Here is a 22,588-nt window from a genome sequence, read left to right on the forward strand (position 1 = left end):
AAATGATAGAATTAAGTCACTATTATTCCCTAAAAGGTGAATGGCAAGCAGAAGCTGCACAAAAATTGAATGCATTACATGTTCGTGATAAAATAGTTATTTTACCGCAAGATTTTGCGCAAGGGATATCTTATTTTTGTCCTGTTACGAATGGAATTTCGGTCGTACTTTTAGATGCTGTATTTACAAAAGAAATTAATATAAAAAGATTAATATCTGATGATGATTTATATATTCTACAATTTGATCTTAGTGAAAAGATTAATACAGTCACAGTATGTTGTAATGCAAAAAACAAAAAATTTAAATCTGGTTTTTCGGTTTTACATACAAGTATAGAAAATTCATTTAAACCATATCTTAAACAAAGAACTTTCGCTCTAAGATTACTGATAGAAAAACAGATGCTTCATGATCTTTTGTATCAAAAAGATAAAAAAAACAAATCCATAAAAAATGTTGAGAAAAAAATACTTTTTTACGATCACCTTAACAGCAATAATAAAATATTAATTAATAGTCTTAAAGAGAAACATGTATTTGATATCCAATACGACTCTTACATAAGAGGTATATGCTTAAAACTACTAGCTAATTTTATTGAAACATATTCAAATCCTAAACGTGAACAAGTAACAAAAATGGATAGTGATTTAATAGAGAGTACAAAACTCTATTTACTTGACAATTTATATGGTTCATTTCCGACATTAACATTATTATCAAATATGGCAAGAATGTCTCGTACGAAATACAAAATACTATTTAAAAAAGCTAACAATGTAACACCAAACCATTTCTTTAACGAACAAAAAATAATTCTCGCACATAAACTTCTGCAAAGTGGTGCTTTCTATTCTATAACTGAAATAAGTGAACTATTAAATTATTCGAAACCGTCTTATTTCGCAATTAAGTACTTAAAACATTTTAAAAGAAAACTTTCTGATGATTTTGTTAAAAAGACATTAGAAGTCTAGTGCAAATTAATTTAATTCGCGTCATCTTATTTTCAGGGCAAAAACTCACAAAACTTACAGCTACGATTTTAAAAATTTTGAATAAAAAAAATACCGTTCTTAAGAACGGTATTTTTGTATTTTCCAACCTTAGAAACAACTTAAGCCATAAATAAAGCATATTTATTATAATTATATAAAACCTTATCATAAGGCACTAATAATGGTGCTATTTTTTCTGATGAAGCATTAAACTTAATTCCGTTATGTTTTCTGAATAAATAAATTTCTTTTAAGCAATTCGATAAACTTTGATGAATTGAGGTTGTGAAAATTGGTAATTGCTTCCCTCCCACCAATAAATCAATTTGATAATTAGAACTGCTTTTTGAAAGATTATTTCCAATTATCCTTAACGTAAAGGTTGTCGCTTTTCCGTATTGCTCACCCTGATACTGTACTATCATAATTTTTAGTATTAAAAGTTTAAATTAATTTTCTCATCACTTCAACATTATTTTGTTGAATACAATATTAAAGTTATGAAAAAAAGTAAATCATTTTACAAACTGATTTTAAATTATCAATTTGTTACAAAGTTACTATAAATTCTATTTCAGGATTTGTTTATTTTTATTTAAAAAAGAGAATTTATTCCCATTTTCCTCTCAATACTTTATTATGAATATCAGCCGCAAACAATGGTGTTTCTTCTGCATTGTGTTCGGCTACATTTTGAAGCATTTGAATTTTTACAACTTCTATATCAGTAATATTAACCGATTTTAGTGATTCTAAAAATTCTTTCGTCGATCGTACCACCACCTTATTTGTAAATTCACAACTATTTGCTGTTAACCTCCTTACCTTCAGTTCCCAAGTAATTCCTAATTTTGTCCGGCCCAAAGCAGAAAATGAATCCGACATGGAGTTAACCCTACAATGATTTTTCTCTCCAATTTCTTCAATATAATGCTGTATTAATAGATTATCAGCAATACGTTCTACATTTATCGACATTTTTTTTCCGTCTTGTGAGATTGACGATCCTCCTGCTATATGACTGACTGAACAAGATTGATATTCCTGGTCTCTCAGAGTAAAAAGCCAATCCGTGATATTTATTTTTTCTGCAGCACAATGAATCATGGCTTTCGCAGTACATTCAGCTAAAACTTCCATTTTTATGATTCTAAGACTTTAATAAATTCTTCGGCTGACAAAAGAGAATGTCCGTAATTTGGGAAATTCGTTTCTACAGTAGCTCTAATTTCCTCCTGATTAAAAGCACCAATTCCATCTTTAATTAAAGTTACATGATAGCCAAGTTCTACTCCATATCTTGCGGTAGAATCAACGCAAGTATTAGCACGCATACCGGCAATTATGATATGGTCAATGTCATGCATTTTTAGAAGAAAATCTAAGTCGGTATTTGCAAAACCACTAGCCGTCCAGTGATTCTGAGCAATTAAATCACCTTCTATCGGCAAAAGTTCAGGATGAAATTCGGCGCCCCAACTTTCTTTTTCAAAAAGCGTCAAACTTTTACTCCCATTATGTGATGGTGAAAAAAACTTCCAATTTAAATAATCTCCTTTTTGTGTGTGCCTGTGCGGTGCGTAAACAACCTGAATTTTATGTTTTCGTGCGGCCATCAAAACCTTTTTCATGTTCTGAATGACATTTCCTCCTTCAACAGTTTCTTTAACAAGAGGCCAAAGTTTTCCGTTTTCTGAAAGAAAATCATTAAACGGATCAATCAATATCAATGCGGTTCGGGTATTTTGATAGGTACTCATGATATGAAATTTAGAAGTTACTTTATTTTATACTCCAAAATTCTAACCGTATTTTATCTATCTGATATTCAATAAGTTAAATAAAAAATATTTATGATATACCGCTAATAATCTCATACTCTTCGAAATATCAAAAAAAACAGTGAACTTATATTCCACAAAAAAACCGTAACGAATTACGGTTTCCAGCAATTAACTAAATATATTTAATCAACTTTTTTCAACGAGTAAAATTCATTCATAAGCACGATTAATTTTGGGTAACTATTGTTGTTTCTTTTTCGGTATTAATTTCTAATAAAAACGGATTTCCATCCTCGTCAAACATTGTCATATTTAATGGATCCAACAAAGCCAGATTTTTAGAAACTGTTCCTTTAAATTTGTTGTACGAAAGATTCATTTCTGATAAATTATTTAATTTTTCAAGTCCTTTCGGAATTTCACCTTCAAAATTATTATCAAAAAGACTTAAATTTTGCAAAGCATGAAAATTAATTATTTCACTACTTAAATTTCCTGAAAGCTTATTATTGTTTAAAAGCAAGACTTTCAATGTTTGTATCTTATAAATAGAACCGGGTAAATCGCCGTGAATTTCGTTATTACATAAAGAAAGGATTTCAAGTTGATTCAATTTGCCAATTTCCGAAGGCAATTCTCCTGATAACTTATTCATAAAAAGCTCTAAATCTTTCAGCTTTCTCAATTCGCAGATTGATGTTGGTATAGTTCCAGATAATGCATTATGCGAAACATCTAAAACTTCGAGTTCTTTAAGATTCTGAATTGCAATGGGTAAATTTCCCTGCAGATTATTTTCATGCAGATCAATGGCAACTAAATTTACTAAGTCAAAGAATGCTTCTGGCAGTTCACCTTGCAAATTGTTATTCGACAAACTAATCCCTGTAACTTTTCCATTTTCAGTTTGAACTCCGTACCATGTTGAAACTGATAATGATAAATCCCATTTGTTGTGCCATTGCGATCCATCGGTTGAATGATAGAATTTTATAAGAGCGTCTTTTTCCTTATCTGAAACAATGTCTGCAAAAGCATTGACAGAAAATACAAATATTAAAAAAAATGTGGTTAAGCTTTTCATAACTAATTGGGGTTTCGTTATTGAGCGTTAAAATTATACATTTCATAGCTATAATGCCTATATTGTCGATAAAGTGTTAATAAGTAAATATTTACTACTATTTTTCTTATATTTTAGAATTGGTCAAAATTCCCGTTTTTTTATTTAAATTTGACTTAACTAATCCTAAAAACCTCATATTATGGAAATTAACTTTATTGCATTACTCCTAGCCGGACTTGTCACTCTGGTAATCGGTTTTATTTGGTACAATCCAAAAGTCTTCGGAACCATCTGGATGAAAGAAAACAATTTCACACAGGAACAACTCCGAACAGGAAATATGCTTAAAATTTTTGGTTTAACGTATATTTTTTCTGTAATGATTACTATGACGCTAATGTCACTAACAATTCATCAGTCAGGAGCTGTCGGAATGGTTGGCGGACCACCCTTGATCGATAGCGCAAAGCCTTCTTTTACGGCTTTTATGGCAGATTACGGAACAGCTTATCGTACTTTTAAACACGGTGCACTGCACGGCTTTATCTCAGGATTATTTTTTGCTCTTCCTGTAATTGGAATTAATGGTTTATTCGAAAGAAAATCATGGAAATATATCTTAATTCACGCTGGATTCTGGATTGTTACCTTAACCTTTATGGGCGGAATAGTTTGTGGATTCGCTTAAAATTATAAATACAAAACCCGTTTGAACACAAATCTCAAATGGGTTTTTCTTAATAATAACTTAAACCACATAAGTTATTACAAATATTATCTAATTTTGAAAAAATTAGCACTCTCTTTTGACTACAACTTATTCTTTCGAAATATACAATAGCGCATCAGTACTACCCTTAGAATGGAATTCGCTTGCTACGGAAAATATTTTTTTGACCCGGGAATATCTCGAAGTCCTTGAAAAATCTTGTCCGGTAAATATGATTTGTCATTTTATTGGAATTTTTGAAAAGGAAATACTTATCGGAATTGTAATTACCCAATTTTTATTTACAGAAAAATTGGAATCATTTGGCGAACGCGATCAATGTTTAAAAACTTCCGTACGTAATTTTGCTCTTAAAAATTTCGCCTCACATGTATTATTCGTCGGAAATAATATGCTGACAGGGCAAAATGCTTTTGCCTTTGATAAAAATATACAGCATTCAAAAGCGTTCAAAACACTTCATAAAGCGATTAATCAACTTAAAAAAGAGTTGAAAGCCAATGGAAAAAAAGTTCACATAACCAGTATTAAAGATTTTACAGCAGCTGAAATTAAGCCTCTACAAATTGAATTTAAAAACAATTTCACGTTCTCTACACAGCCGAATATGATTTTTGAAATCAATGAAAACTGGAAAACAGAACAAGATTATATCGATGCTTTATCAAAAAAATATCGTGATCAATATAAACGCGCCCGCAAAAAATCTGAAGGAATAAAAAAACAGAAAATGTCTTTGTCCGACATTCAAAAATATGAAGATGCCATTTATGAATTGTACTTTCATGTAGCAAAAAATGCCCCTTTCAATACTTTTTTCCTGGCTAGAAATCATTTCAGTTTTTTTAAAGAAATCCTTAAAGATCACTTTTTATTATATGGCTATTTTTTAGATGAAAAGCTAATCGGTTTTAATACCTTAATAAAAAATGGCGGTATAATGGATACCTATTTTTTAGGATATGACGAAAGTGTTCAGCGCGATAAAATGCTTTACTTAAATATGTTATACGACATGATTGCTTATTCTGTCAAAAAAGGTTTTAAGCAAATTGTTTTCGCAAGAACTGCTCTTGAAATTAAAAGTTCTGTTGGTGCAAAACCATTGAAAATGTATGGTTTGATTACCCACAGCAACGCATTAATCAATCATAATATCGGACGTTTTTTCAATTATTTGGAACCAAAAACGGAATGGCAGGAGCGTAATCCTTTTAAATAGTAATTTACGGAACTGCAATTTTCATCTGTTTGTGCAAAATATGAATTTCCAAATCAGTCTGGGCACCGCAATATTCACCATCAATTTGAAAATTTACAGGATAATCTGCTTTTATAGTTGCCTTGTCAGTCGAAATAATAACAACGTCATCAGTATCAATTGGCATATTGCCTGTAATAATTTTCCCGATTAGAAATAAATCCAGATTTTTCAGGATAACTAACTCAAATTTACCGTCGTTCATCACACCATTTGGATTAATGATTACACCTGTTCCGTACTTTTGAGAATTGGCAATAACAATCATTCGGGCGGTATGTTCTACCGTTTCATTATTGGCTGAAATAGTGGCTAAAAAAGGTTTCTCAGAATCCTTAAGCGTCGTAAAGGCCTGCAATGCATAACCCCAAAAACCACGTAAATCACTTTCTTCATAATTTTTAACCAGATCGGCATTAAGACCAATATCGCTTAAATGAATACTTTTTTTTCCATTGATACAAATCATATCCATTTCGATATAATGATTCAGGAAAGCAATTTTAAGGTTCTCCTCGATGGTGGGTGGCAAATTCAAATCAACTGATAATCCATTGGCGGATCCTGCTGGCAAAATTCCAATAATTACATCATGTTGTTCCATTGCTTCCGCAACCATTTTGATCGTTCCGTCACCACCGGCAACAATAATTCGTTCGGGTAAATATTGGTTATAGAGTGATTGTATTTCTTTTTGGTCATTTTTTCCTTTAGTTTCATAAACTTCCAGATCAAAATGATTTGTGGTTGCAAACTCCTGAACAGCCCCAATTAAATCGGATTTATCCAGGTCTCCGGAGATAGGGTTTACAACAAATATGATATTCTTTTTCAAAATTTTATTTTTAAAGTCAATTAAAATAATTAATTTACAACATATATAAATATACGTAATTAATGAAACCTATACTACAATTATATCGCGGTTATGCCAATGAACAAGAATTAATTGTAATGGGGCATGTATTTAAGAGAACATATGAATATGATTTTCAGAAGAAAAATTTTAAAAACGCTACTTCTATTATTAATCAGTTTAGAATAAAAACCATTCAGAATTTTGATGTTTATCTTAAACTTGGCAATCTGGAAATCCACACCAAAACGCTGGACGACGGTTATTTTAAATTTTGTATTCCGCTCGAAAAAGAATTTAATTTTGGATGGATGGAATATGAAGTGAGCATAAAATACAAATCGGAAATAATAACGACAGTGGGCAGTTTTATTAGGCCTCACACCGGAAATCTGGGAATTATCTCTGACATTGATGATACCTTTTTGATTTCACATACCAGAAATGTCTTCAAAAAAATGTACATTCTTTTATTTAAAAATGTAAATGACAGAAAGGTTTTTAAAGATGTTGTTCCGCACTATCAGGCCTTGAGTTCGGCTGGAAGAAATAATAAAGAAGAGGAAAATGCTTTTTTTTACATCTCTAGCAGCGAATGGAATTTGTACCGATTTATTGTAAAGTTTACCAAAATACATAAGTTGCCAAGAGCTGTTATTTTATTAAAAGATATTAAACGTGGCATTACTGATTTCTTCATGAGTGGAAGAGGCAATCACAATCATAAATTTGATAAGATAAAACATGTTTTGGAATTTTATCCGAATCTTAAATACGTTTTATTGGGGGATGATTCTCAGCATGACCCTTTTTTATATGAGCAAATTTGCAAAATTTTTCCCGTCACTGTAAAAGCAGTGTACATAAGACAAACAGGAAAATTTCAAAAAAAATCTACAAAAGCTATTCTGAAAAACTTAGAGAACCTGGAAGTTTCCGTTTGCTATTTTAAGGATAGCAGTCAGGCGATTATGCATTCTAAATCTATTGGGCTTATTAAATGATTATTTTGTTTCAGGGTTTCAAGTTTCAGGTTTCAGGTTTCAAGTTACGATAGGAACGTGAAACTTGAAACCTGAAACAAAGAAAACTAATATTAAGCGTTGAAATTGTCAATCTCTTCCTGAATGATTTCCCAGTCTAAAAGTAATTGATCTAAATCTGCTTTCTTTTTATTGTAGGCAGTAAAAAATGAAGCATCTTCGATATGTTTGTCATAATTAGAAGCTAACATTTTATCGTCATGCTGAATGTCTTTTTCTAATTGTTTGATTTGACTTTCAACTTTACTCAAACGGTTTTGAAGTGATTTTCCTTTTTTCTGATCTTCGTATGATGCTTTATTTGTCTCTTTTGGAGCAGCAGCTTTTGCAACATCTTTTTTCTCAACTTCACGCATATTTTCAAGGTTGCGCTGTTCTAAGAAATAGTTGATGTCACCCAAATATTCTTTGATTTTTTGGTCTTTGAATTCGTACACAATATTCGACATTCCCTGAAGGAAATCCCTGTCGTGAGAAACCAATAATAAAGTTCCACCGAATTTTTGAAGTGCCGCTTTCAATACATTCTTAGATTTAATATCCAGGTGATTGGTAGGCTCATCCATAAGTAAAACGTTGATTGGCTGTAATAACAATTTACAAAGTGCCAAACGGTTACGTTCTCCTCCTGAAAGTACTTTTACTTTTTTCTCCACATCATCTCCACGGAACAAAAATGAACCTAACATATCACGAACTTTAGAACGGTTCGTGTCCATTGCAGCATCTTCCATAGTTTGAAGCAAAGTGATTTCGCCGTCAAGATATTCTGCCTGATTTTGGGCAAAATAACCCAACTGAACATTATGACCTAATTTAATCGTTCCGCTATATTCAAATTCGTTAACGATCGCTTTAATAAAAGTGGATTTTCCCTGACCATTCTGACCAACAAAAGCAATTTTACTTCCACGTTCCACTAACAAACTAATGTCTTTTAAAATGGTTTTATCACCGTATGCTTTAGTAACATTTTCGGCTTCAACCACCACTCTTCCAGGTTCTTTAGAAACTGGAAAAGAAATATTCATTACTGAATTGTCGTCTTCATCAACTTCAATTCGTTCTACTTTATCTAATTTCTTAATCAACGATTGCGCCATAGAAGCTTTTGAAGCTTTTGCACGGAATTTCTCGATTAACTTCTCTGTTTCTTCAATTTTCTTTGCCTGATTCTTTTGAGTTGCCAATTGCTTTTCACGAATTTCGTGGCGCAATTCTAAATATTGTGAATACGGTTTATTGAAATCGTATGCTTTTCCTAATGAAATTTCGATTGTACGATTCGTAACATTGTCAAGGAACATTTTATCGTGCGATACAATTACGACAACACCCGGATAATTACGAAGGAAACTCTCCAGCCAAATGATACTCTCAATATCTAAGTGGTTCGTTGGCTCATCCAGAAGCAATACATCATTGGATTGTAATAATAATTTAGCCAACTCGATACGCATTCTCCAACCTCCTGAAAATGTTTCAGTTTGGTTATTGAAAACTTCCCTTTTAAAACCAAGACCTAAAAGAATTTTCTCTGTATCTCCAACATAATTATAACCCCCAAGAAGATCAAAACGATGTGTATAATCAGATAAATCTTCAATAATCTGACCATATTCTTCACTTTCATAATCGGTTCTCGTCACCAATTGATGATTGATTTCTTCTAACTTTTTTTCTACAATCTTAATCTCAGTAAAAGCTTCATAAGCTTCCTCTAAAACAGTTCTTCCACGTTCAAAATCAATATCCTGACGTAAAAAACCCATTTTGATATCTTTCTCCTGAGAGATAACTCCAGAATCAGGAGCAAAATCTCTTGCTAACATTTTAAGCATTGTAGATTTACCTGCACCGTTTTTACCAACAAGACCAACTCGGTCTCCGGCACCTAAACGAAAGGTAACTTCTTCAAATAAATATGTACCACCAAAAGAAACCGAAAGATTGTGTATATTAAGCATAATTTTATGACTATTGTTACGAGCAGTAAAGGTTCAAAAATGTACCTTTGTTTAAATTTTTTGCAAATGTTAAAAAAAGGATCCAAACTAAATAGTATTTTAACAGGAAGTTGTCCAAAATGTCAAAATGAGAGCATGTATTTGGACAAAAATCCGCTTCATTTGACTAAAGTTCTCAAAATGAATGAAAATTGCAGTCATTGCGGATTAAAATATCTAATTGAACCTTCGTTTTTTTACGGCGCAATGTATGTTAGTTATGGACTAAATGTTGCCGTAGGAATTGCAGCATTTATTGTTTCTTTTGTTTTCTTTGGAGCTTCTATTGAACAATCATTTTTGACAATCGTTATCACTTTAATTGTATTATTTCCTTTTGTCTTACGACTTTCAAGAAACCTGTACATTAATATGTTTATTTCATACGATCCAAACGCCGGAAAAAAATAAGACTATTTTCGTTTTTTATAAAATCGCTGAATGTCGATTGTAGGATCTAAAGGTTTACCATTTTCAATATAATCGAATAAATCTTTAGCCATTGCCGGGCCAAGCATTACGCCACGTGTTCCTAAACCATTTAACAGATGCAGTGATTCATGCTTATCATGTGTCCCTATAATAGGTCTACGATCACGTACAGTTGGTCTTACCCCTCCAAAATGAGAAACTATTTCGAAATCACAATTGATAATTTCCTGAATACGTTCAACTAATTCAGCTTTACCTTCCTCAGTTGGCTCGTCAGTCTTATCTTTCCAATTATAAGTTGCACCAACTTTAAACAAATGATTCCCTAAAGGCAAAATAAAGACGCTGGTATTAACGATTACATCTAAATCAAGTTCCGGTGCTTTTATAACAAAGAGTTCGCCTTTGGTGCCGTCTAGCGGCAAATCCTGAAAAAAAGGATTTGCATGCAATCCAAAACCTTCAGCAAAAATTACATTCTTAGCCTCAAAATCTTTATATTGAACAGCTTCTTTATTAATTACTAAAGCGTTATACTGAAACGACTCTTGTAGTAATAAATCATTTTCAATTAAATATTCCTGATACTTATCTAATAATAACGCAGTATCAACATAACCGGTATGCAATACCTCGCCATAATCAAATGGAGAATTGATCCCAAAATACTTTTTAAATATTAATTTAGTGGAAAGAAACGGAGCCAAAAGCGGTTTATCTGAAGCAGAAAACCAATTATTTTGTTCTTCAATTGAGAAAAATTTCCTCAAAATAGGAAGTTTAAAATTAACTTTAGTCTGCAGCTTAGTTTCAAGATGACCGTAAAAATCTTCCATTAAAACCAATTGTTCTTCTGCTTTCCAAACTTCGCTAAATCTTTTCAAAATAACAGGATTATACAAGCCACCTGCAACTCTGGATGATATCTGAGACTTATCATCTATCAGCAGTACAGATTTATTGTTTCTAAGGGCAATTTCTGCAAAGGAAATTCCAGCCAATCCAGATCCGACAATTAAATAATCTAACATGTAGTAATGGGTAAAAATAAAAAAAACTCTTACTACAAAGGTAGTAAGAGTTTCTTGTATATTGTAATTTTAGATACTTAGTAATTCCACATATCCTGCTCGAAATTACGAATCTTCTCTTTCACTCTCTCAGATTCTAACAACTGATTTTGCGCGTTATCTTTCATGTACTCTTTAATCTCGCGATCTCCGTACAAGTTTTCTTCTTTATAGATAACAGCATTAAATCGTCGCGAATTTAAAATCTGGTCAAATGAAATTGGAAGTGCTGAATTGTTGTCATTAAAAGCTTTTGCTTCATGCAATACTTCTCTGGCATTAGGGTAAAAAACCCAAAATAATTCAACATAATCCTTTTCATCGCTATTCATTGTATAAACATCAGGAGTTACAGGACAAATTCCAAGCAAACGATATTTCAATTCACTTTGACGTTTGTCAAAATACCAGTATCCTTTAATCTTGTACTGCGTTACATCCTGAGAAGTCATATCAGTTTTCAAGACATACTCATTAGACAAAGCTGTTCCGGCATTAATTTGCTCTCTACCAGCATCTGTAGTATCAATACGAGATAATGAAGCTTCGATGTCTTTCATAGATTTTTTAGTATTGAAATAACTATCAGTATACACTTCAGTTATTTTACCATTTTTAATGGCTTTCGTCAAAACATCGTAAAGTGAACGTCTGTCAGAACCAATATTAGCTGTATCTACAGGAAAATATAATGGAAAGTTGATTTTTTCATTTAAATCAATAATTTCCCAAGTAGTTTTTCCCATCAAGACATCTCTATCATCCACATAGCCGTAAGCCAATGGCTTATCGTTATCTGAGATAAGTTGCGCAGGAGTCTTAAGTCCTATCTGATCAGGTGTTTTTGCATTAAGCAAATTAGATTGCGCGTTAGAAGCAAAACCTCCAGCGATAGAAATAATAGCTATTAAAAAATTTCTTACTTTCATCATGATATCATTATAAGATATTGAACGTAGTTTTACCTACTTTATTATTGTATTTCGTAAATTACCGGAGCAGTACGTGGCAACAAATAGCTACCAGCTCCAACAAGTTTTGTTTTAATTTCAGAAATAGTAACTTGATCTCCTCTACCTGCTTTTGAAAGAACTGATTTACATTGTGCGTTTAATTTGTTACCATTAACAACAACTGTAGGTTGTCCGGTAATTTTTAAATTAAATCCAACAACATCTAAACCAACTTCGAAATCAAAATCAAGTAATTTAGCACCAATTGTAGCAATTTCTAAGTTTGATTTAGGTCCTTTAACAACACCCATCTCACCTCTAATTGTACCTGTTGGACCAGGAATACCTTTAATTCTGAACGTTTTCTTATCTGTAACTTTATCACCATTTGGTAAAGTTCCAGTAACAGAAATTGTAGTTTCTGTACCTTGTCCAGGGCTCATGTTATATTTACCAGCTTTACCGGCAGATGATAATCCAGGAGCACTAGCCACCACTTTATTATCAGCAACACCAGCGAATGAAACAGAGATTGGGTTAACAACCCCTCTATATACAACATTCATTTTATCAGCAGAAATTGTAGCAGAGTTAGGTCTTGGCACTACAACATATTTTCCAGCAAATTTAAGTGGAATGTTTTTTCCATCCTCCAAGAATGAAAATTGTCCATTAATACTTTGTTCTCCAACACCACCAGCAGTTAACGAAATAACAGCCTGTCCGTTAACAATTTGCCCAGGACCTTGGAATGAAGTAGGTTTTGTATTTTCGTCATAACGACCTAAAACTACCTTACCTGTAACTTTTTCTCCTTGGAAATAAGCATTTTTATCTAAAACTACGATTGCCTGGTAATTGCTGTAAGAAGCAGCAGCAACTGCAGCTTTACCTAAAGCAGCACTGTAAACATCAGATTCTGCTTTTTGAACGTCATTTTGCCAAGCTGAAAGTTTAGCTAATGAAGCAACAGCCGGGAAACCTTTAAAGTGATAAGCTAAATACTTATCTTTTAAACCTTCTTTATTTTTTACATCTGAAACGTCAAATTTCTTTTCAACTTCAGCTAAAATTGCTGCATATTTTTTATCTGCTAAAGCAGATTTCATAGCTGCTTTATATTTTTCAATATGAGAAATGATATCATTTCCTTTAGCAGTATAACCTTCACCTGTAAACCAGTTGTCGATATTATCACCTTTGTCCATAGACTCGTAAGGTAATTTTCCAGTTTCTTTATCAGATTCAAATCCTTTTAATACATCACCTTTTAAACCACCGATATATGCATAAAATTCTTTTGAAGCTGTTTCAACTTGGTGAGCAGTAACTGCAGCAGTTGCGAATTCACCTTTTGCTTCAGCAGCTTTTTGATCTAACGACATCAATAATCCAGCATTTGACTGTTCTGAAGATGTGTTAGCGCTTTCGAATTTTTCATTCATTAAGCCAAAAGCAGATAATACTTCTTTTGACATATTCATTGCTAACATTGCGATGAAAACCAGATACATCAGGTTAATCATCTTCTGTCTAGGGGTTAATTTTCCTCCTGCCATTTTTTTCTAATTAGTTCTTATTAATAAATTTAATATAATAGCTATAAACTAATTATCCTTTGTTACTCATTGCAGAAAGCATACCACCATAAACACTGTTTAAAGAAGCAATGTTTGCAGTCATTGATTGCATTTGTTCTTTTAATTTAGAAGCATTTTCAGCAATTTCGCTGTTTGCTTGTGCATTTCTTGACGCACTTTCTAATTGTACTTTGTATAAACTGTTTAATGATTCCATTTGTGCAGCAGCCATAGACATTTCTTCAGCATATTTCTTTTGTCCTGCAATAGAATCTACTGTTGGAGAAATTGCTTTAGCAGCTCCTTCGAAGTTTTTAATAGAATTTCCTAAACTTGACATTAATTCACCGTCAATTTTAGCTTCTTTCAACATGGCATCTAATTTTTGAGACAACAATCCTTGGGCATCGGTTGGAGTTTCAACTTTGTCAGCTTTTTTTCTAGCCTCACCATTCGCTAATTCTGGGTAAACAAGAGTCCAGTCTAATTCTTCGTCTACTGGTTCGAAAGCAGAAAGAGCAAAGATTAACGCCTCAGTTACCAGTCCAACAGAAAGCATCAACGTTCCTGTTAATGGCCCGATTTCAAAGTGAGTAATTTTGAATAATGCTCCAATAATTACTACTGCCGCTCCCATTCCGTAAGCGAAATTCATTGCTTTTTTACTTAATAATGCCATAATACTTTTTTTTTAGGTTTTAATAAAATAGATTTGATTTGGTTATTGATTTAATTGTAACTTACTTTTTCTTTTTTCCGCTTCCTGTTACTTGCGTTCCCATGTAATCTTGTACAGTTCTGAAACCAATGTAACTTCTTGCAGAATCAGCATATTCGTGATCACGAGTACTTACCTGTAGGAAATAAGCAACGTCTTTCCATGATCCACCACGAACTACTTTTCTTTGATTGTTTCCGTCGATAACGTTTGGATTCATCGTAGAAACATATTCATACGCATTTGGATTGTAAGCTGAGTCAGTCCATTCCGAAACATTTCCGGCCATATTATACAAACCATATCCATTCACGTCATACGACTTAGCTTCAACAGTATATAAAGCTTCATCAGCAGCATAATCCCCTCTACTTGGCTTAAAGTTTGCTAAGAAACAACCTCTATCACTTTTAGTATAAGGACCTCCCCAAGGGTAAGTAGCAGATTCCAGACCTCCTCTAGCTGCATATTCCCATTCTGCCTCAGTTGGCAATCTGAATGCATTCACTAAATCACGTCCTTTTTTCTTAGATTTAATGTAACTGTTTTTATTTAATGTTCTCCATGCACAAAATGCCTTAGCTTGTTTCCAGGTAACCCCTACTACAGGATAATCTCCGTAAGCTTTATGCCAGAAGTAATCATTATGCATTGGCTCATTATAAGAATAAGCAAAATCTTTAATCCAAACTGTTGTATCAGGATAAACGCTTACCTGCTCAGTTTTAACGAAATCTTTTCTTTTTCCAACTTTAGCTTTAGCAGCAGCCTGAATATCCATCCAGGAATAACGGAATTTCAATTTATTCACATCAATTGTACGTAATCCATTGTACGATTCTTCAATTGGCAAATACATAGAATCCATTACCTCAGCATAATACTCATCCGGATAAGCTTTTGTATCTTTAATTAACTTAACTTTCTTATTTAGTTTTCTACCAGCATAAGGATCGTCTTTTGTCCCAACACTATAATAGTTATCATACATATATTTATCATAAGCCGTCATTTTATCTGGCTCAGAGTCATTAAATGCATAATCAGCTATACTACCAGCTTGCTTACCTTTAGCATCTGGCGTAGCTTTCTGCCCAGTTTCATCAGCTAAAATAGCAAGACGAACTCTCATTGTAGAATCTTTAACCCATTCTACAAACTGACGATACTCACTGTTCGTAATCTCAGTTTCATCCATATAAAATGAACGAACTGTTACCGTTTTAGTCGGAGCATCTTCTACATTAGCTAAATCAGCATCTGATTTACCCATAATAAAGGATCCACCTGGAACTAATGTCATTCCATAAGGTTTCTCAGGATGCCATTTCCCTCCTGTAACACCAACTAACTCACCTTTGTCACCTGACTTACCACAGCCGATTACTAGTGTTAACATTGTTGCAAATGCAATAAACTTCTTCATATAAATTTGGGATTATCTATTCATTATTATAAGTTCGTAAACGTATTTATTATTTAGCTAAAAAACAATACTAGTTGCGAAATTTATTTTACCGTTCAAAAATAATGTTAAATAAAATAAAAAAAAAATATTTTATCGATAAACTAACATAAAAAATCGACGTAAAACGTTAATTTTTAGAGTATATGGCTTTTTTCTTACTAAATTATCTTAAAATCTTTTTAAGAATTTTAAGAATTTAAGAATTTTAAAAAAATTATCTTTTATAATGCATTTTTTCGCTGCGCTTTCCACCAGCGTTCTGGCAATTCTTGATTACAAGCGCACAAATATTCGTCGTACGAACACGGTAATAACGTATTTCTTTTCAATTTATTGTGGCCATTTGAAACAAACGGAATTTCGATCCACCAACGATCTGTTTTGTCACTTTTATAAAAAATTAGTTCTTCGTCTTCAAGTGGTACAATGTACTTCAAATAGTTCGTTCTGCTACCAAATGGATATTCTTTAGAACGATAATGATATCCTTCTATAAAATACCAGACAATTTGTGCAATTATTACAGATTCTTCCGCAGTACTGTTATGATTGAAGACTCCAAACGAAGATACTTTATCACTAATACCAGAGTATCTTGCTAACGAACAGATCTCTTTTCCATTAAAACCATTAGGTTCAAAAGAAATAGTATTACCTGAATCTGATGACTTTACAGAGTTTAAATCTATAGTTACCAAATCAGCATCTCTAAAGACCGGCTCCGCTAACGCTATATTATTTGAAATTTCACCTAAACGATAGGCATCAAAAAATAATTTTTCAATTAAATCAATCTCTTCCTGCGAGTTATAATAGGTTTGATAACCAATATTACAATAGTTAAAAAGGTTATTTGGCTCGTCTATAATAATTTTTGTAAGGAAAGAAGTGGCAGAAACCGACTCGTTTTCTTTCCCAAAATCAAATCGATTATCGACAGAAACCATATTAACCATTTGCTCTAAATCGTCATAAGCACGATATAAAGCATAGGTTAAATCCTGTGAACCTCCCAGGACTATAGGAATCACTTTATTCCTGATTAAAGCAGCTGCTACCTTTTTTAATGCGAAGTACGTATCCTCTACAGTATCACCTGCAAGAATATCACCTAAATCAGCTATAGAAGCATCCCAGTTACCAGGAAACATACTATAGAGCTTTTTTCGAACACCATTCAGATTAACTTCATTAACCATATTGATGTTACGACGATCTTCTAAAACTCCTACGATAGCAATATTTACTTTACTAATATCAGGAAATTGATCCTGAGTATGCAAAACAATTTTGCTGCCCAATTCTTGAGAAGACAACGAAGCAATAAATTGTAAAATTCCGTTGTTAACTGGTTCTAGAAAATCAAATTCCATTTTTTATTTCTTTTTAGCTGCTGTTTTTTTAGCTGGAGCTTTTTTTGCCGTTGTTGCTTTTTTTGCCGGCGTTTTCTTTGCTGGAGTCTTTTTAGCGATCATTTCCTGAACTTCTGCCAATGTTAATTTCGCTGCATCAACATCTTTGCTTAATTCAATTTTGATCTTTCCTTTTGTAATAACAGAACGACCCCAACGTGCTTTTTCAACCAGAATTCCTTCGTCTTCCCAATTGTGAAGTACTTTATCAATATTCTTTTGTAATTTATCTTCAATCAATTCTTCAACTTCTGCCTGCGATAAATTATCAAAATTGTATTTTTTGCTCACGTTTACAAAAAGACCATTCCATTTGATGAACGGGCCAAAACGTCCCACACCTTTTTGCACAGATTCTCCCTTGTAAATAGCAATTGGCGCATCAGCAAGTGCTTTTTCGTCAATTAATTCCTGAGCTCTTTCTTTTGTAACAGCTAACGGATCTTCACCTCTTGGCAGCGAAATAAAAACACTTCCATGACGCACATAAGGTCCGTAACGTCCGTTACTTACTTCAACTTCTTCTCCTTTATATTCGCCTAAGTTTTTAGGTAATAAGAATAAATTCAAAGCATCTTCTAAAGTAATATTTCCAATATTTTGATCGGCCATTAAACTGGCGAACTTTTTATCTTCGTCATCCGCTTCTCCAATTTGAGCCATCGGACCAAATTTTCCTAAACGAACAGAAACCTGTCTTCCATCTGCATCTTTACCAAGAATTCTTTCACCACTTTCTCTCTCTGCATTTGCTTCAACATCCTTAACATTTGGATGAAACTTGTCGTAGAATTCCTGCATCATGGTTGCCCAGTCAATATTTCCTTCTGCGATTTCGTCAAAATCCTGTTCTACTTTTGCCGTGAAATTATAATCCAGAATGTTTCCAAAATTCTTAACTAAGAAATCAGTAACGATTGTTCCAATATCTGTCGGAACTAATTTTCCTTTATCAGACCCTGTATTTTCTTTCAGCAACTTCTCGCCTACTTTATCAGCCTGCAAAGTAAGTTGTGTGTAATTACGTTCCTGCCCTTCCAAAGTTCCTTTTTCAACATAATTTCTGTTGATGATAGTCGAAATAGTTGGCGCATACGTCGACGGACGTCCAATTCCTAATTCTTCTAATTTTTTCACCAAAGAAGCTTCTGTATAACGTGCCGGTGGTCTTGAATATCGTTCTGTGGCTGTAATATAGTTGTTAGCCAGTTTTTCGTTCACTTTTAAAGCTGGAAGCATTCCTTCTTGTTCCTCTTCATCGTCATCGTGTCCTTCAAGATATACTTTTAAGAAACCTTCAAAAAGTAAAACTTCTCCTGAAGCAGTAAAAATTTCTTTATGATTATTCGCTTCAATTTTTACGTTTGTTCTTTCTAATTGCGCATCGCTCATTTGAGATGCCAATGTTCTTTTCCAGATCAAATCATATAAACGAGCCTGATCACGATCGATATTTACAGTGTGGCGCGACATATCCGTTGGACGAATTGCTTCGTGCGCTTCTTGCGCTCCTTTACTTTTGTTGGCGAAAGTTCGAGGTTTTGAAAACGCTGCACCGTATGATTTTATGATTTCAGCTTCAGCGGCGTCCATTGCATCTTTAGAAAGATTCACGCTATCCGTTCTCATATAAGTAATAAGTCCGGCCTCGTATAAACGCTGCGCAAGCTGCATGGTGATTCCTACTGGCAAATACAATTTTCTAGCTGCTTCCTGTTGAAGCGTAGAAGTTGTAAAAGGTGCTGTTGGAGATTTTTTGGTAGGTTTCGTTTCTAAATCTGCTACCTTATATTGTGATCCGATGTTTTGTTTTAAGAAATCTTCGGCTTCTTTTTTAGTATTGAAGTTTTTTGGCAATTTTGCTTTGAAAGCTTTTCCTGCCTCGTTTACAAATTCTGCTACAATTGAATAAGTGGCAACTGCGCTAAAATTTTGAATTTCGCGTTCTCTTTCAACAATCAAACGAACTGAAACTGATTGTACACGACCGGCTGAAAGTCCGCCTTTGATTTTTCTCCATAAAACCGGAGACAATTCGTAACCTACTAAACGATCCAGAACACGACGTGCTTGTTGTGCGTTTACTAAGTTATAATCAATTTCTCTTGGATTGTCGATTGCTTTAAGAATCGCTGACTTGGTAATCTCGTGAAAAACAATTCGTTTGGTCTTTTTAATATCTAGTTTTAGTTCTTCCGCCAAGTGCCATGAGATGGCTTCTCCCTCGCGGTCCTCATCACTTGCTAACCAAACCATTTCGGCATTTTTAGATAGTGTTTTTAGTTTACTTACTAAGGCTTTTTTATCGGGAGAAACTTCATATTTTGGTTTAAAACCGTTCTCTACATCCACTCCAATTTCCTTTGATGGTAAGTCGGCTATGTGCCCATAACTTGACTCGACCTGAAAATCACTCCCTAGAAATTTCTCTATCGTTTTCGCCTTTGCAGGTGATTCCACTATTACTAAATTCTTTGCCATTGATCTATTTTTCTGCAACAAAAGTAGAAGTTTTTTTTAAATATCAACCTTGATAATGCATTTTTGAGGTATTTTGATATTATGTTTCTAAAAATTGCAGATTTATCTGTAATCCTACCTATTATATATATAGGTATAATTTTTAATGGATTATGTATCAAGAATGTGCTTTTATTTAGAATTTTAGATTTTAGTCCCGAGGCTTCGGGATAGATTTGAGATTTTAATCTGCATATATTTCGTGTAGTAATTTAACCGCAAAGGTCGCAAGGGTTTACGCAAAGGTCGCCAAGCTTTAGTTAAACTGAAAAATTTCAGAGGAATTTAACAAAGCTTTGAGATGATTTTTACCTTTAATTTATGGATAAACATCTTAGATTTTAGGGTTATTTCTAGCCCAGATTGCAGTGTAAAGCCCGGAATAAAAAAAGCTAATTTTTCTTGCCATAAAACAGCGACCGGAGGAAGCTCGTTTTGTGGCTTAGAAAAATAGCTTGTTTTATGAGGACTTGAAACGGAAAGCTGGAATAGCTTCTTAAATAAAAATTTAACCACAAAGTCCACAAAGATTTACACAAAGTTCGCTAAGTTTTAATTTAAGCTGAAAAGTTTCAGAGGAAGTTCACAAAGCTTTGAGAATAACTTTGAGTTTTAATCTTCTGGTTAATATATTTTAAATTCCTTACTTACATTAAAAAAGATCTTTTACCGCCCCTACAGGCAAATCTAAAATCTTAACTCTAAAATCTAAAATCTTTTCTCTGCCATCTTGTCATATTTATACCTTTTGCGTTATCTTTGCACTTTGAAATTATACAATGGAAAAGATTATTGAAGAAAGCAAGCAGGGCGAAAGTCTTGTTTTGGAGAATAAACCTGAGAATACAAAGAAACTTTTTATAGAAAGTTACGGTTGTGCGATGAATTTTTCGGACAGTGAAGTCGTAGCTTCCATTTTATCAATAAACGGATACAACACTACACAAACCCTTGAAGAAGCTGACCTTGTTTTAGTAAATACTTGCTCGATTCGGGATAAAGCGGAGCAAACTATTCGTAAGCGTCTGGAGAAATATAATGCGGTAAAACGTATTAATCCGAAAATGAAAGTGGGCGTTTTAGGCTGTATGGCTGAGCGTTTGAAAAGTCAGTTTCTGGAGGAGGAAAAAATAGTCGATCTTGTTGTTGGACCTGATGCTTACAAAGATTTGCCGAATTTATTGGCAGAAGTTGAAGAAGGCCGTGACGCTATCAATGTAATTTTATCGAAAGAGGAAACGTACGGAGATATTTCGCCGGTTCGTTTGATGAGTAATGGAATTACAGCTTTGGTTTCAATCACGCGTGGTTGCGATAATATGTGTACGTTTTGTGTTGTACCTTTTACTCGTGGACGTGAGCGTAGCCGTGAACCGCAAAGTATTATGACTGAGATTCAGGATTTATGGGATAAAGGCTTTAAAGAAATTACACTTTTAGGGCAAAACGTTGACAGTTATCTTTGGTACGGCGGCGGTTTGAAGAAGGATTTTGTAAATGCTTCTGAAATGCAAAAAGCAACTGCAGTAGATTTTGATCAATTGCTGGAAATGGTTGCGGTTGGTTTCCCTAAAATGCGTATAAGATTCTCGACTTCTAACCCGCAGGATATGCACGAAAGTGTTTTGCATGTTATCGCAAAATATCCAAATATCTGCAAACACATTCACTTACCAGTTCAATCTGGAAGCAACAGAATTTTAAAAGAAATGAATCGTCTGCACACTCGTGAAGAATACATGACTTTGATTGATAAAATCAGAACTATTATTCCGAATGCTTCGATTTCACAAGATATGATCGCTGGTTTCCCAACAGAAACTGAAGAAGATCACCAGGATACCATGAGCTTGATGGAATATGTGAAATATAATTTTGGTTATATGTATTCGTATTCTGAGCGCCCTGGAACTTTGGCAGGAAGAAAAATGGAAGATGATGTTCCGGAAGAAACCAAAGCCAGAAGGTTGCAGGAAATTGTGGACTTGCAACAAAAACACGCTTGGTTTAGAAGCGAAGAATATGTGGGACAAGTTGTAGAGGTTTTGGTAGAGAAAGTTTCTAAAAAGTCAAAAGAAGAATTTTCAGGAAGAAACTCTCAAAGTATTACGGTTGTTTTTCCAAAGGAGGATTATAAAATCGGGGATTTTGTGAATGTAAAAGTTACAAGCTGTACTTCAGGAACATTGAAAGGAACTGCAGTTGGTTTGAGTAGCATGAATTAATTTTTTTTGCCACAGATTAATAAGATTAAAATGATTTTTTTGTATTATTTTTCTTATTTTTAAAATTATGGCAAATAAATTAATTTATGCAACATTATAGAGAGAATGAAACTTATAAGATTATCGGTATTTGTATGGAAGTTCACCGAAATCTTGGAGCTGGCTTATTAGAAATAATTTACAAAGACGCTTTAGAAATAGAATTTTTAGAAAATAATATTCCTTTTGAAAGAGAGAAGGAATATTCAATTGAATATAAAGGCAAAGTTTTACCCCATAAATTTTATGCGGATTTCATAATCAACGAAGATATTGTTTTAGAGGTAAAAGCAATAAAAGAATTTTCAGGTGAACATATCGCTCAAATTTTAAATTATATTAAGATATCAAATTCAGAAGTTGGATTGCTTGTAAATTTTCAAACAAAATCTCTTCAATATAAAAGATATATTTTATAATTTAG

At 33.3% G+C, this 22,588-nt stretch carries 20 protein-coding genes; 7 read left to right on the forward strand and 13 right to left on the reverse strand.

Annotation, left to right across the window (positions count from 1 at the left end):
- The first annotated feature begins 2 nt into the window (after positions 1 to 2).
- Positions 3 to 980, forward strand: coding sequence for a helix-turn-helix transcriptional regulator (locus J2X17_RS12390; RefSeq protein WP_310298378.1), 978 nt, complete (start codon positions 3 to 5; stop codon positions 978 to 980).
- 140 nt (positions 981 to 1,120) lie between these two features.
- Here the strand turns inward: J2X17_RS12390 and J2X17_RS12395 are convergent, their stop codons facing one another.
- The 4 genes from J2X17_RS12395 to J2X17_RS12410 form a co-directional block, all read right to left on the reverse strand.
- Positions 1,121 to 1,426, reverse strand: a complete 306-nt coding sequence (locus tag J2X17_RS12395) for a hypothetical protein (RefSeq protein WP_310298380.1) — start codon at positions 1,424 to 1,426, stop codon at positions 1,121 to 1,123.
- Between the two features lie 184 nt (positions 1,427 to 1,610).
- On the reverse strand, positions 1,611 to 2,141 hold the full coding sequence (locus J2X17_RS12400) for a hypothetical protein (protein WP_310298384.1): 531 nt from the start codon (positions 2,139 to 2,141) through the stop codon (positions 1,611 to 1,613).
- Between the two features lie 2 nt (positions 2,142 to 2,143).
- Positions 2,144 to 2,761, reverse strand: a complete 618-nt coding sequence (locus J2X17_RS12405; RefSeq protein ID WP_310298387.1) for a cysteine hydrolase family protein — start codon at positions 2,759 to 2,761, stop codon at positions 2,144 to 2,146.
- 250 nt (positions 2,762 to 3,011) lie between these two features.
- A complete protein-coding gene (locus J2X17_RS12410) occupies positions 3,012 to 3,869 on the reverse strand; it encodes a leucine-rich repeat domain-containing protein (protein WP_310298390.1) in 858 nt (285 codons plus the stop codon).
- Between the two features lie 181 nt (positions 3,870 to 4,050).
- On the opposite strand from J2X17_RS12410, the gene J2X17_RS12415 reads away from it, so the two are divergent.
- Positions 4,051 to 4,539: a DUF1761 domain-containing protein gene (locus J2X17_RS12415; RefSeq protein ID WP_310298393.1), complete on the forward strand. Its 489-nt coding sequence runs from the start codon at positions 4,051 to 4,053 to the stop codon at positions 4,537 to 4,539.
- A gap of 118 nt (positions 4,540 to 4,657) precedes the next feature.
- Positions 4,658 to 5,803 carry a peptidogalycan biosysnthesis protein gene (locus tag J2X17_RS12420; RefSeq protein ID WP_310298396.1) on the forward strand — a complete coding sequence of 382 codons (1,146 nt, stop codon included), beginning with the start codon at positions 4,658 to 4,660 and terminating at the stop codon, positions 5,801 to 5,803.
- A gap of 4 nt (positions 5,804 to 5,807) precedes the next feature.
- Here the strand turns inward: J2X17_RS12420 and J2X17_RS12425 are convergent, their stop codons facing one another.
- Positions 5,808 to 6,677: a diacylglycerol/lipid kinase family protein gene (locus tag J2X17_RS12425; protein WP_310298399.1), complete on the reverse strand. Its 870-nt coding sequence runs from the start codon at positions 6,675 to 6,677 to the stop codon at positions 5,808 to 5,810.
- Positions 6,678 to 6,739: 62 nt separating this feature from the next.
- On the opposite strand from J2X17_RS12425, the gene J2X17_RS12430 reads away from it, so the two are divergent.
- Positions 6,740 to 7,702 (forward strand): App1 family protein, encoded by a 963-nt coding sequence (locus J2X17_RS12430; RefSeq protein WP_310298403.1) that lies wholly within the window; start codon positions 6,740 to 6,742, stop codon positions 7,700 to 7,702.
- A gap of 92 nt (positions 7,703 to 7,794) precedes the next feature.
- On the opposite strand, the gene J2X17_RS12435 is transcribed toward J2X17_RS12430, so the two are convergent.
- Positions 7,795 to 9,708, reverse strand: coding sequence for an ABC-F family ATP-binding cassette domain-containing protein (locus J2X17_RS12435; protein ID WP_310298405.1), 1,914 nt, complete (start codon positions 9,706 to 9,708; stop codon positions 7,795 to 7,797).
- A gap of 66 nt (positions 9,709 to 9,774) precedes the next feature.
- Here J2X17_RS12435 and J2X17_RS12440 point away from each other — a divergent pair, with 66 nt between their 5' ends.
- A complete protein-coding gene (locus J2X17_RS12440) occupies positions 9,775 to 10,158 on the forward strand; it encodes a DUF983 domain-containing protein (protein WP_310298406.1) in 384 nt (127 codons plus the stop codon).
- Positions 10,159 to 10,160: 2 nt separating this feature from the next.
- Here the strand turns inward: J2X17_RS12440 and J2X17_RS12445 are convergent, their stop codons facing one another.
- The 7 genes from J2X17_RS12445 to topA all read right to left on the reverse strand — a co-directional run bounded on the left by J2X17_RS12445 (position 10,161) and on the right by topA (position 19,861).
- Positions 10,161 to 11,210, reverse strand: coding sequence for an NAD(P)/FAD-dependent oxidoreductase (locus J2X17_RS12445; RefSeq protein WP_310298409.1), 1,050 nt, complete (start codon positions 11,208 to 11,210; stop codon positions 10,161 to 10,163).
- A gap of 77 nt (positions 11,211 to 11,287) precedes the next feature.
- Positions 11,288 to 12,178 carry a type IX secretion system ring subunit PorN/GldN gene (gene porN / locus J2X17_RS12450; RefSeq protein WP_310298858.1) on the reverse strand — a complete coding sequence of 297 codons (891 nt, stop codon included), beginning with the start codon at positions 12,176 to 12,178 and terminating at the stop codon, positions 11,288 to 11,290.
- Between the two features lie 44 nt (positions 12,179 to 12,222).
- Complete coding sequence (gene porM / locus J2X17_RS12455; protein ID WP_310298411.1) at positions 12,223 to 13,761, reverse strand: type IX secretion system motor protein PorM/GldM; 1,539 nt, start codon at positions 13,759 to 13,761, stop codon at positions 12,223 to 12,225.
- 52 nt (positions 13,762 to 13,813) lie between these two features.
- On the reverse strand, positions 13,814 to 14,461 hold the full coding sequence (gene porL, locus J2X17_RS12460) for a type IX secretion system motor protein PorL/GldL (RefSeq protein ID WP_310298414.1): 648 nt from the start codon (positions 14,459 to 14,461) through the stop codon (positions 13,814 to 13,816).
- 61 nt (positions 14,462 to 14,522) lie between these two features.
- Positions 14,523 to 15,926: a T9SS ring complex lipoprotein PorK/GldK gene (porK, locus tag J2X17_RS12465; protein WP_310298416.1), complete on the reverse strand. Its 1,404-nt coding sequence runs from the start codon at positions 15,924 to 15,926 to the stop codon at positions 14,523 to 14,525.
- 263 nt (positions 15,927 to 16,189) lie between these two features.
- Complete coding sequence (locus J2X17_RS12470) at positions 16,190 to 17,341, reverse strand: formimidoylglutamase (protein WP_310298418.1); 1,152 nt, start codon at positions 17,339 to 17,341, stop codon at positions 16,190 to 16,192.
- Between the two features lie 3 nt (positions 17,342 to 17,344).
- Positions 17,345 to 19,861 carry a type I DNA topoisomerase gene (gene topA, locus J2X17_RS12475; protein ID WP_310298419.1) on the reverse strand — a complete coding sequence of 839 codons (2,517 nt, stop codon included), beginning with the start codon at positions 19,859 to 19,861 and terminating at the stop codon, positions 17,345 to 17,347.
- An 818-nt stretch (positions 19,862 to 20,679) separates the two neighbouring features.
- On the opposite strand from topA, the gene miaB reads away from it, so the two are divergent.
- The gene (gene miaB, locus J2X17_RS12480) at positions 20,680 to 22,125 is read left to right on the forward strand and encodes a tRNA (N6-isopentenyl adenosine(37)-C2)-methylthiotransferase MiaB (protein ID WP_310298421.1); all 1,446 of its coding nucleotides are present in this window, start codon (positions 20,680 to 20,682) and stop codon (positions 22,123 to 22,125) included.
- Positions 22,126 to 22,211: 86 nt separating this feature from the next.
- Entirely contained in the window at positions 22,212 to 22,583 is a 372-nt protein-coding gene (locus J2X17_RS12485; protein WP_310298423.1) for a GxxExxY protein, read from the forward strand.
- Positions 22,584 to 22,588: the final 5 nt, after the last annotated feature.

The sequence above is a fragment of the Flavobacterium aquidurense genome (assembly GCF_031458035.1).
In the GTDB taxonomy this organism is placed as follows: Bacteria; Bacteroidota; Bacteroidia; order Flavobacteriales; family Flavobacteriaceae; genus Flavobacterium; species Flavobacterium aquidurense_C.

What these genes read in the sequence shown, in the direction of transcription:
- J2X17_RS12390 (WP_310298378.1), top strand. Translation starts at nt 3, where the DNA reads ATGATAGAATTAAGTCACTATTATTCCCTAAAAGGTGAATGGCAAGCA.
- J2X17_RS12395 (WP_310298380.1), bottom strand. Translation starts at nt 1,426, where the DNA reads ATGATAGTACAGTATCAGGGTGAGCAATACGGAAAAGCGACAACCTTT.
- J2X17_RS12400 (WP_310298384.1), bottom strand. Translation starts at nt 2,141, where the DNA reads ATGGAAGTTTTAGCTGAATGTACTGCGAAAGCCATGATTCATTGTGCT.
- J2X17_RS12405 (WP_310298387.1), bottom strand. Translation starts at nt 2,761, where the DNA reads ATGAGTACCTATCAAAATACCCGAACCGCATTGATATTGATTGATCCG.
- J2X17_RS12410 (WP_310298390.1), bottom strand. Translation starts at nt 3,869, where the DNA reads ATGAAAAGCTTAACCACATTTTTTTTAATATTTGTATTTTCTGTCAAT.
- J2X17_RS12415 (WP_310298393.1), top strand. Translation starts at nt 4,051, where the DNA reads ATGGAAATTAACTTTATTGCATTACTCCTAGCCGGACTTGTCACTCTG.
- J2X17_RS12430 (WP_310298403.1), top strand. Translation starts at nt 6,740, where the DNA reads ATGAAACCTATACTACAATTATATCGCGGTTATGCCAATGAACAAGAA.
- J2X17_RS12435 (WP_310298405.1), bottom strand. Translation starts at nt 9,708, where the DNA reads ATGCTTAATATACACAATCTTTCGGTTTCTTTTGGTGGTACATATTTA.
- J2X17_RS12440 (WP_310298406.1), top strand. Translation starts at nt 9,775, where the DNA reads ATGTTAAAAAAAGGATCCAAACTAAATAGTATTTTAACAGGAAGTTGT.
- J2X17_RS12445 (WP_310298409.1), bottom strand. Translation starts at nt 11,210, where the DNA reads ATGTTAGATTATTTAATTGTCGGATCTGGATTGGCTGGAATTTCCTTT.
- porN (WP_310298858.1), bottom strand. Translation starts at nt 12,178, where the DNA reads ATGAAAGTAAGAAATTTTTTAATAGCTATTATTTCTATCGCTGGAGGT.
- porM (WP_310298411.1), bottom strand. Translation starts at nt 13,761, where the DNA reads ATGGCAGGAGGAAAATTAACCCCTAGACAGAAGATGATTAACCTGATG.
- porL (WP_310298414.1), bottom strand. Translation starts at nt 14,461, where the DNA reads ATGGCATTATTAAGTAAAAAAGCAATGAATTTCGCTTACGGAATGGGA.
- porK (WP_310298416.1), bottom strand. Translation starts at nt 15,926, where the DNA reads ATGAAGAAGTTTATTGCATTTGCAACAATGTTAACACTAGTAATCGGC.
- J2X17_RS12470 (WP_310298418.1), bottom strand. Translation starts at nt 17,341, where the DNA reads ATGGAATTTGATTTTCTAGAACCAGTTAACAACGGAATTTTACAATTT.
- topA (WP_310298419.1), bottom strand. Translation starts at nt 19,861, where the DNA reads ATGGCAAAGAATTTAGTAATAGTGGAATCACCTGCAAAGGCGAAAACG.
- miaB (WP_310298421.1), top strand. Translation starts at nt 20,680, where the DNA reads ATGGAAAAGATTATTGAAGAAAGCAAGCAGGGCGAAAGTCTTGTTTTG.
- J2X17_RS12485 (WP_310298423.1), top strand. Translation starts at nt 22,212, where the DNA reads ATGCAACATTATAGAGAGAATGAAACTTATAAGATTATCGGTATTTGT.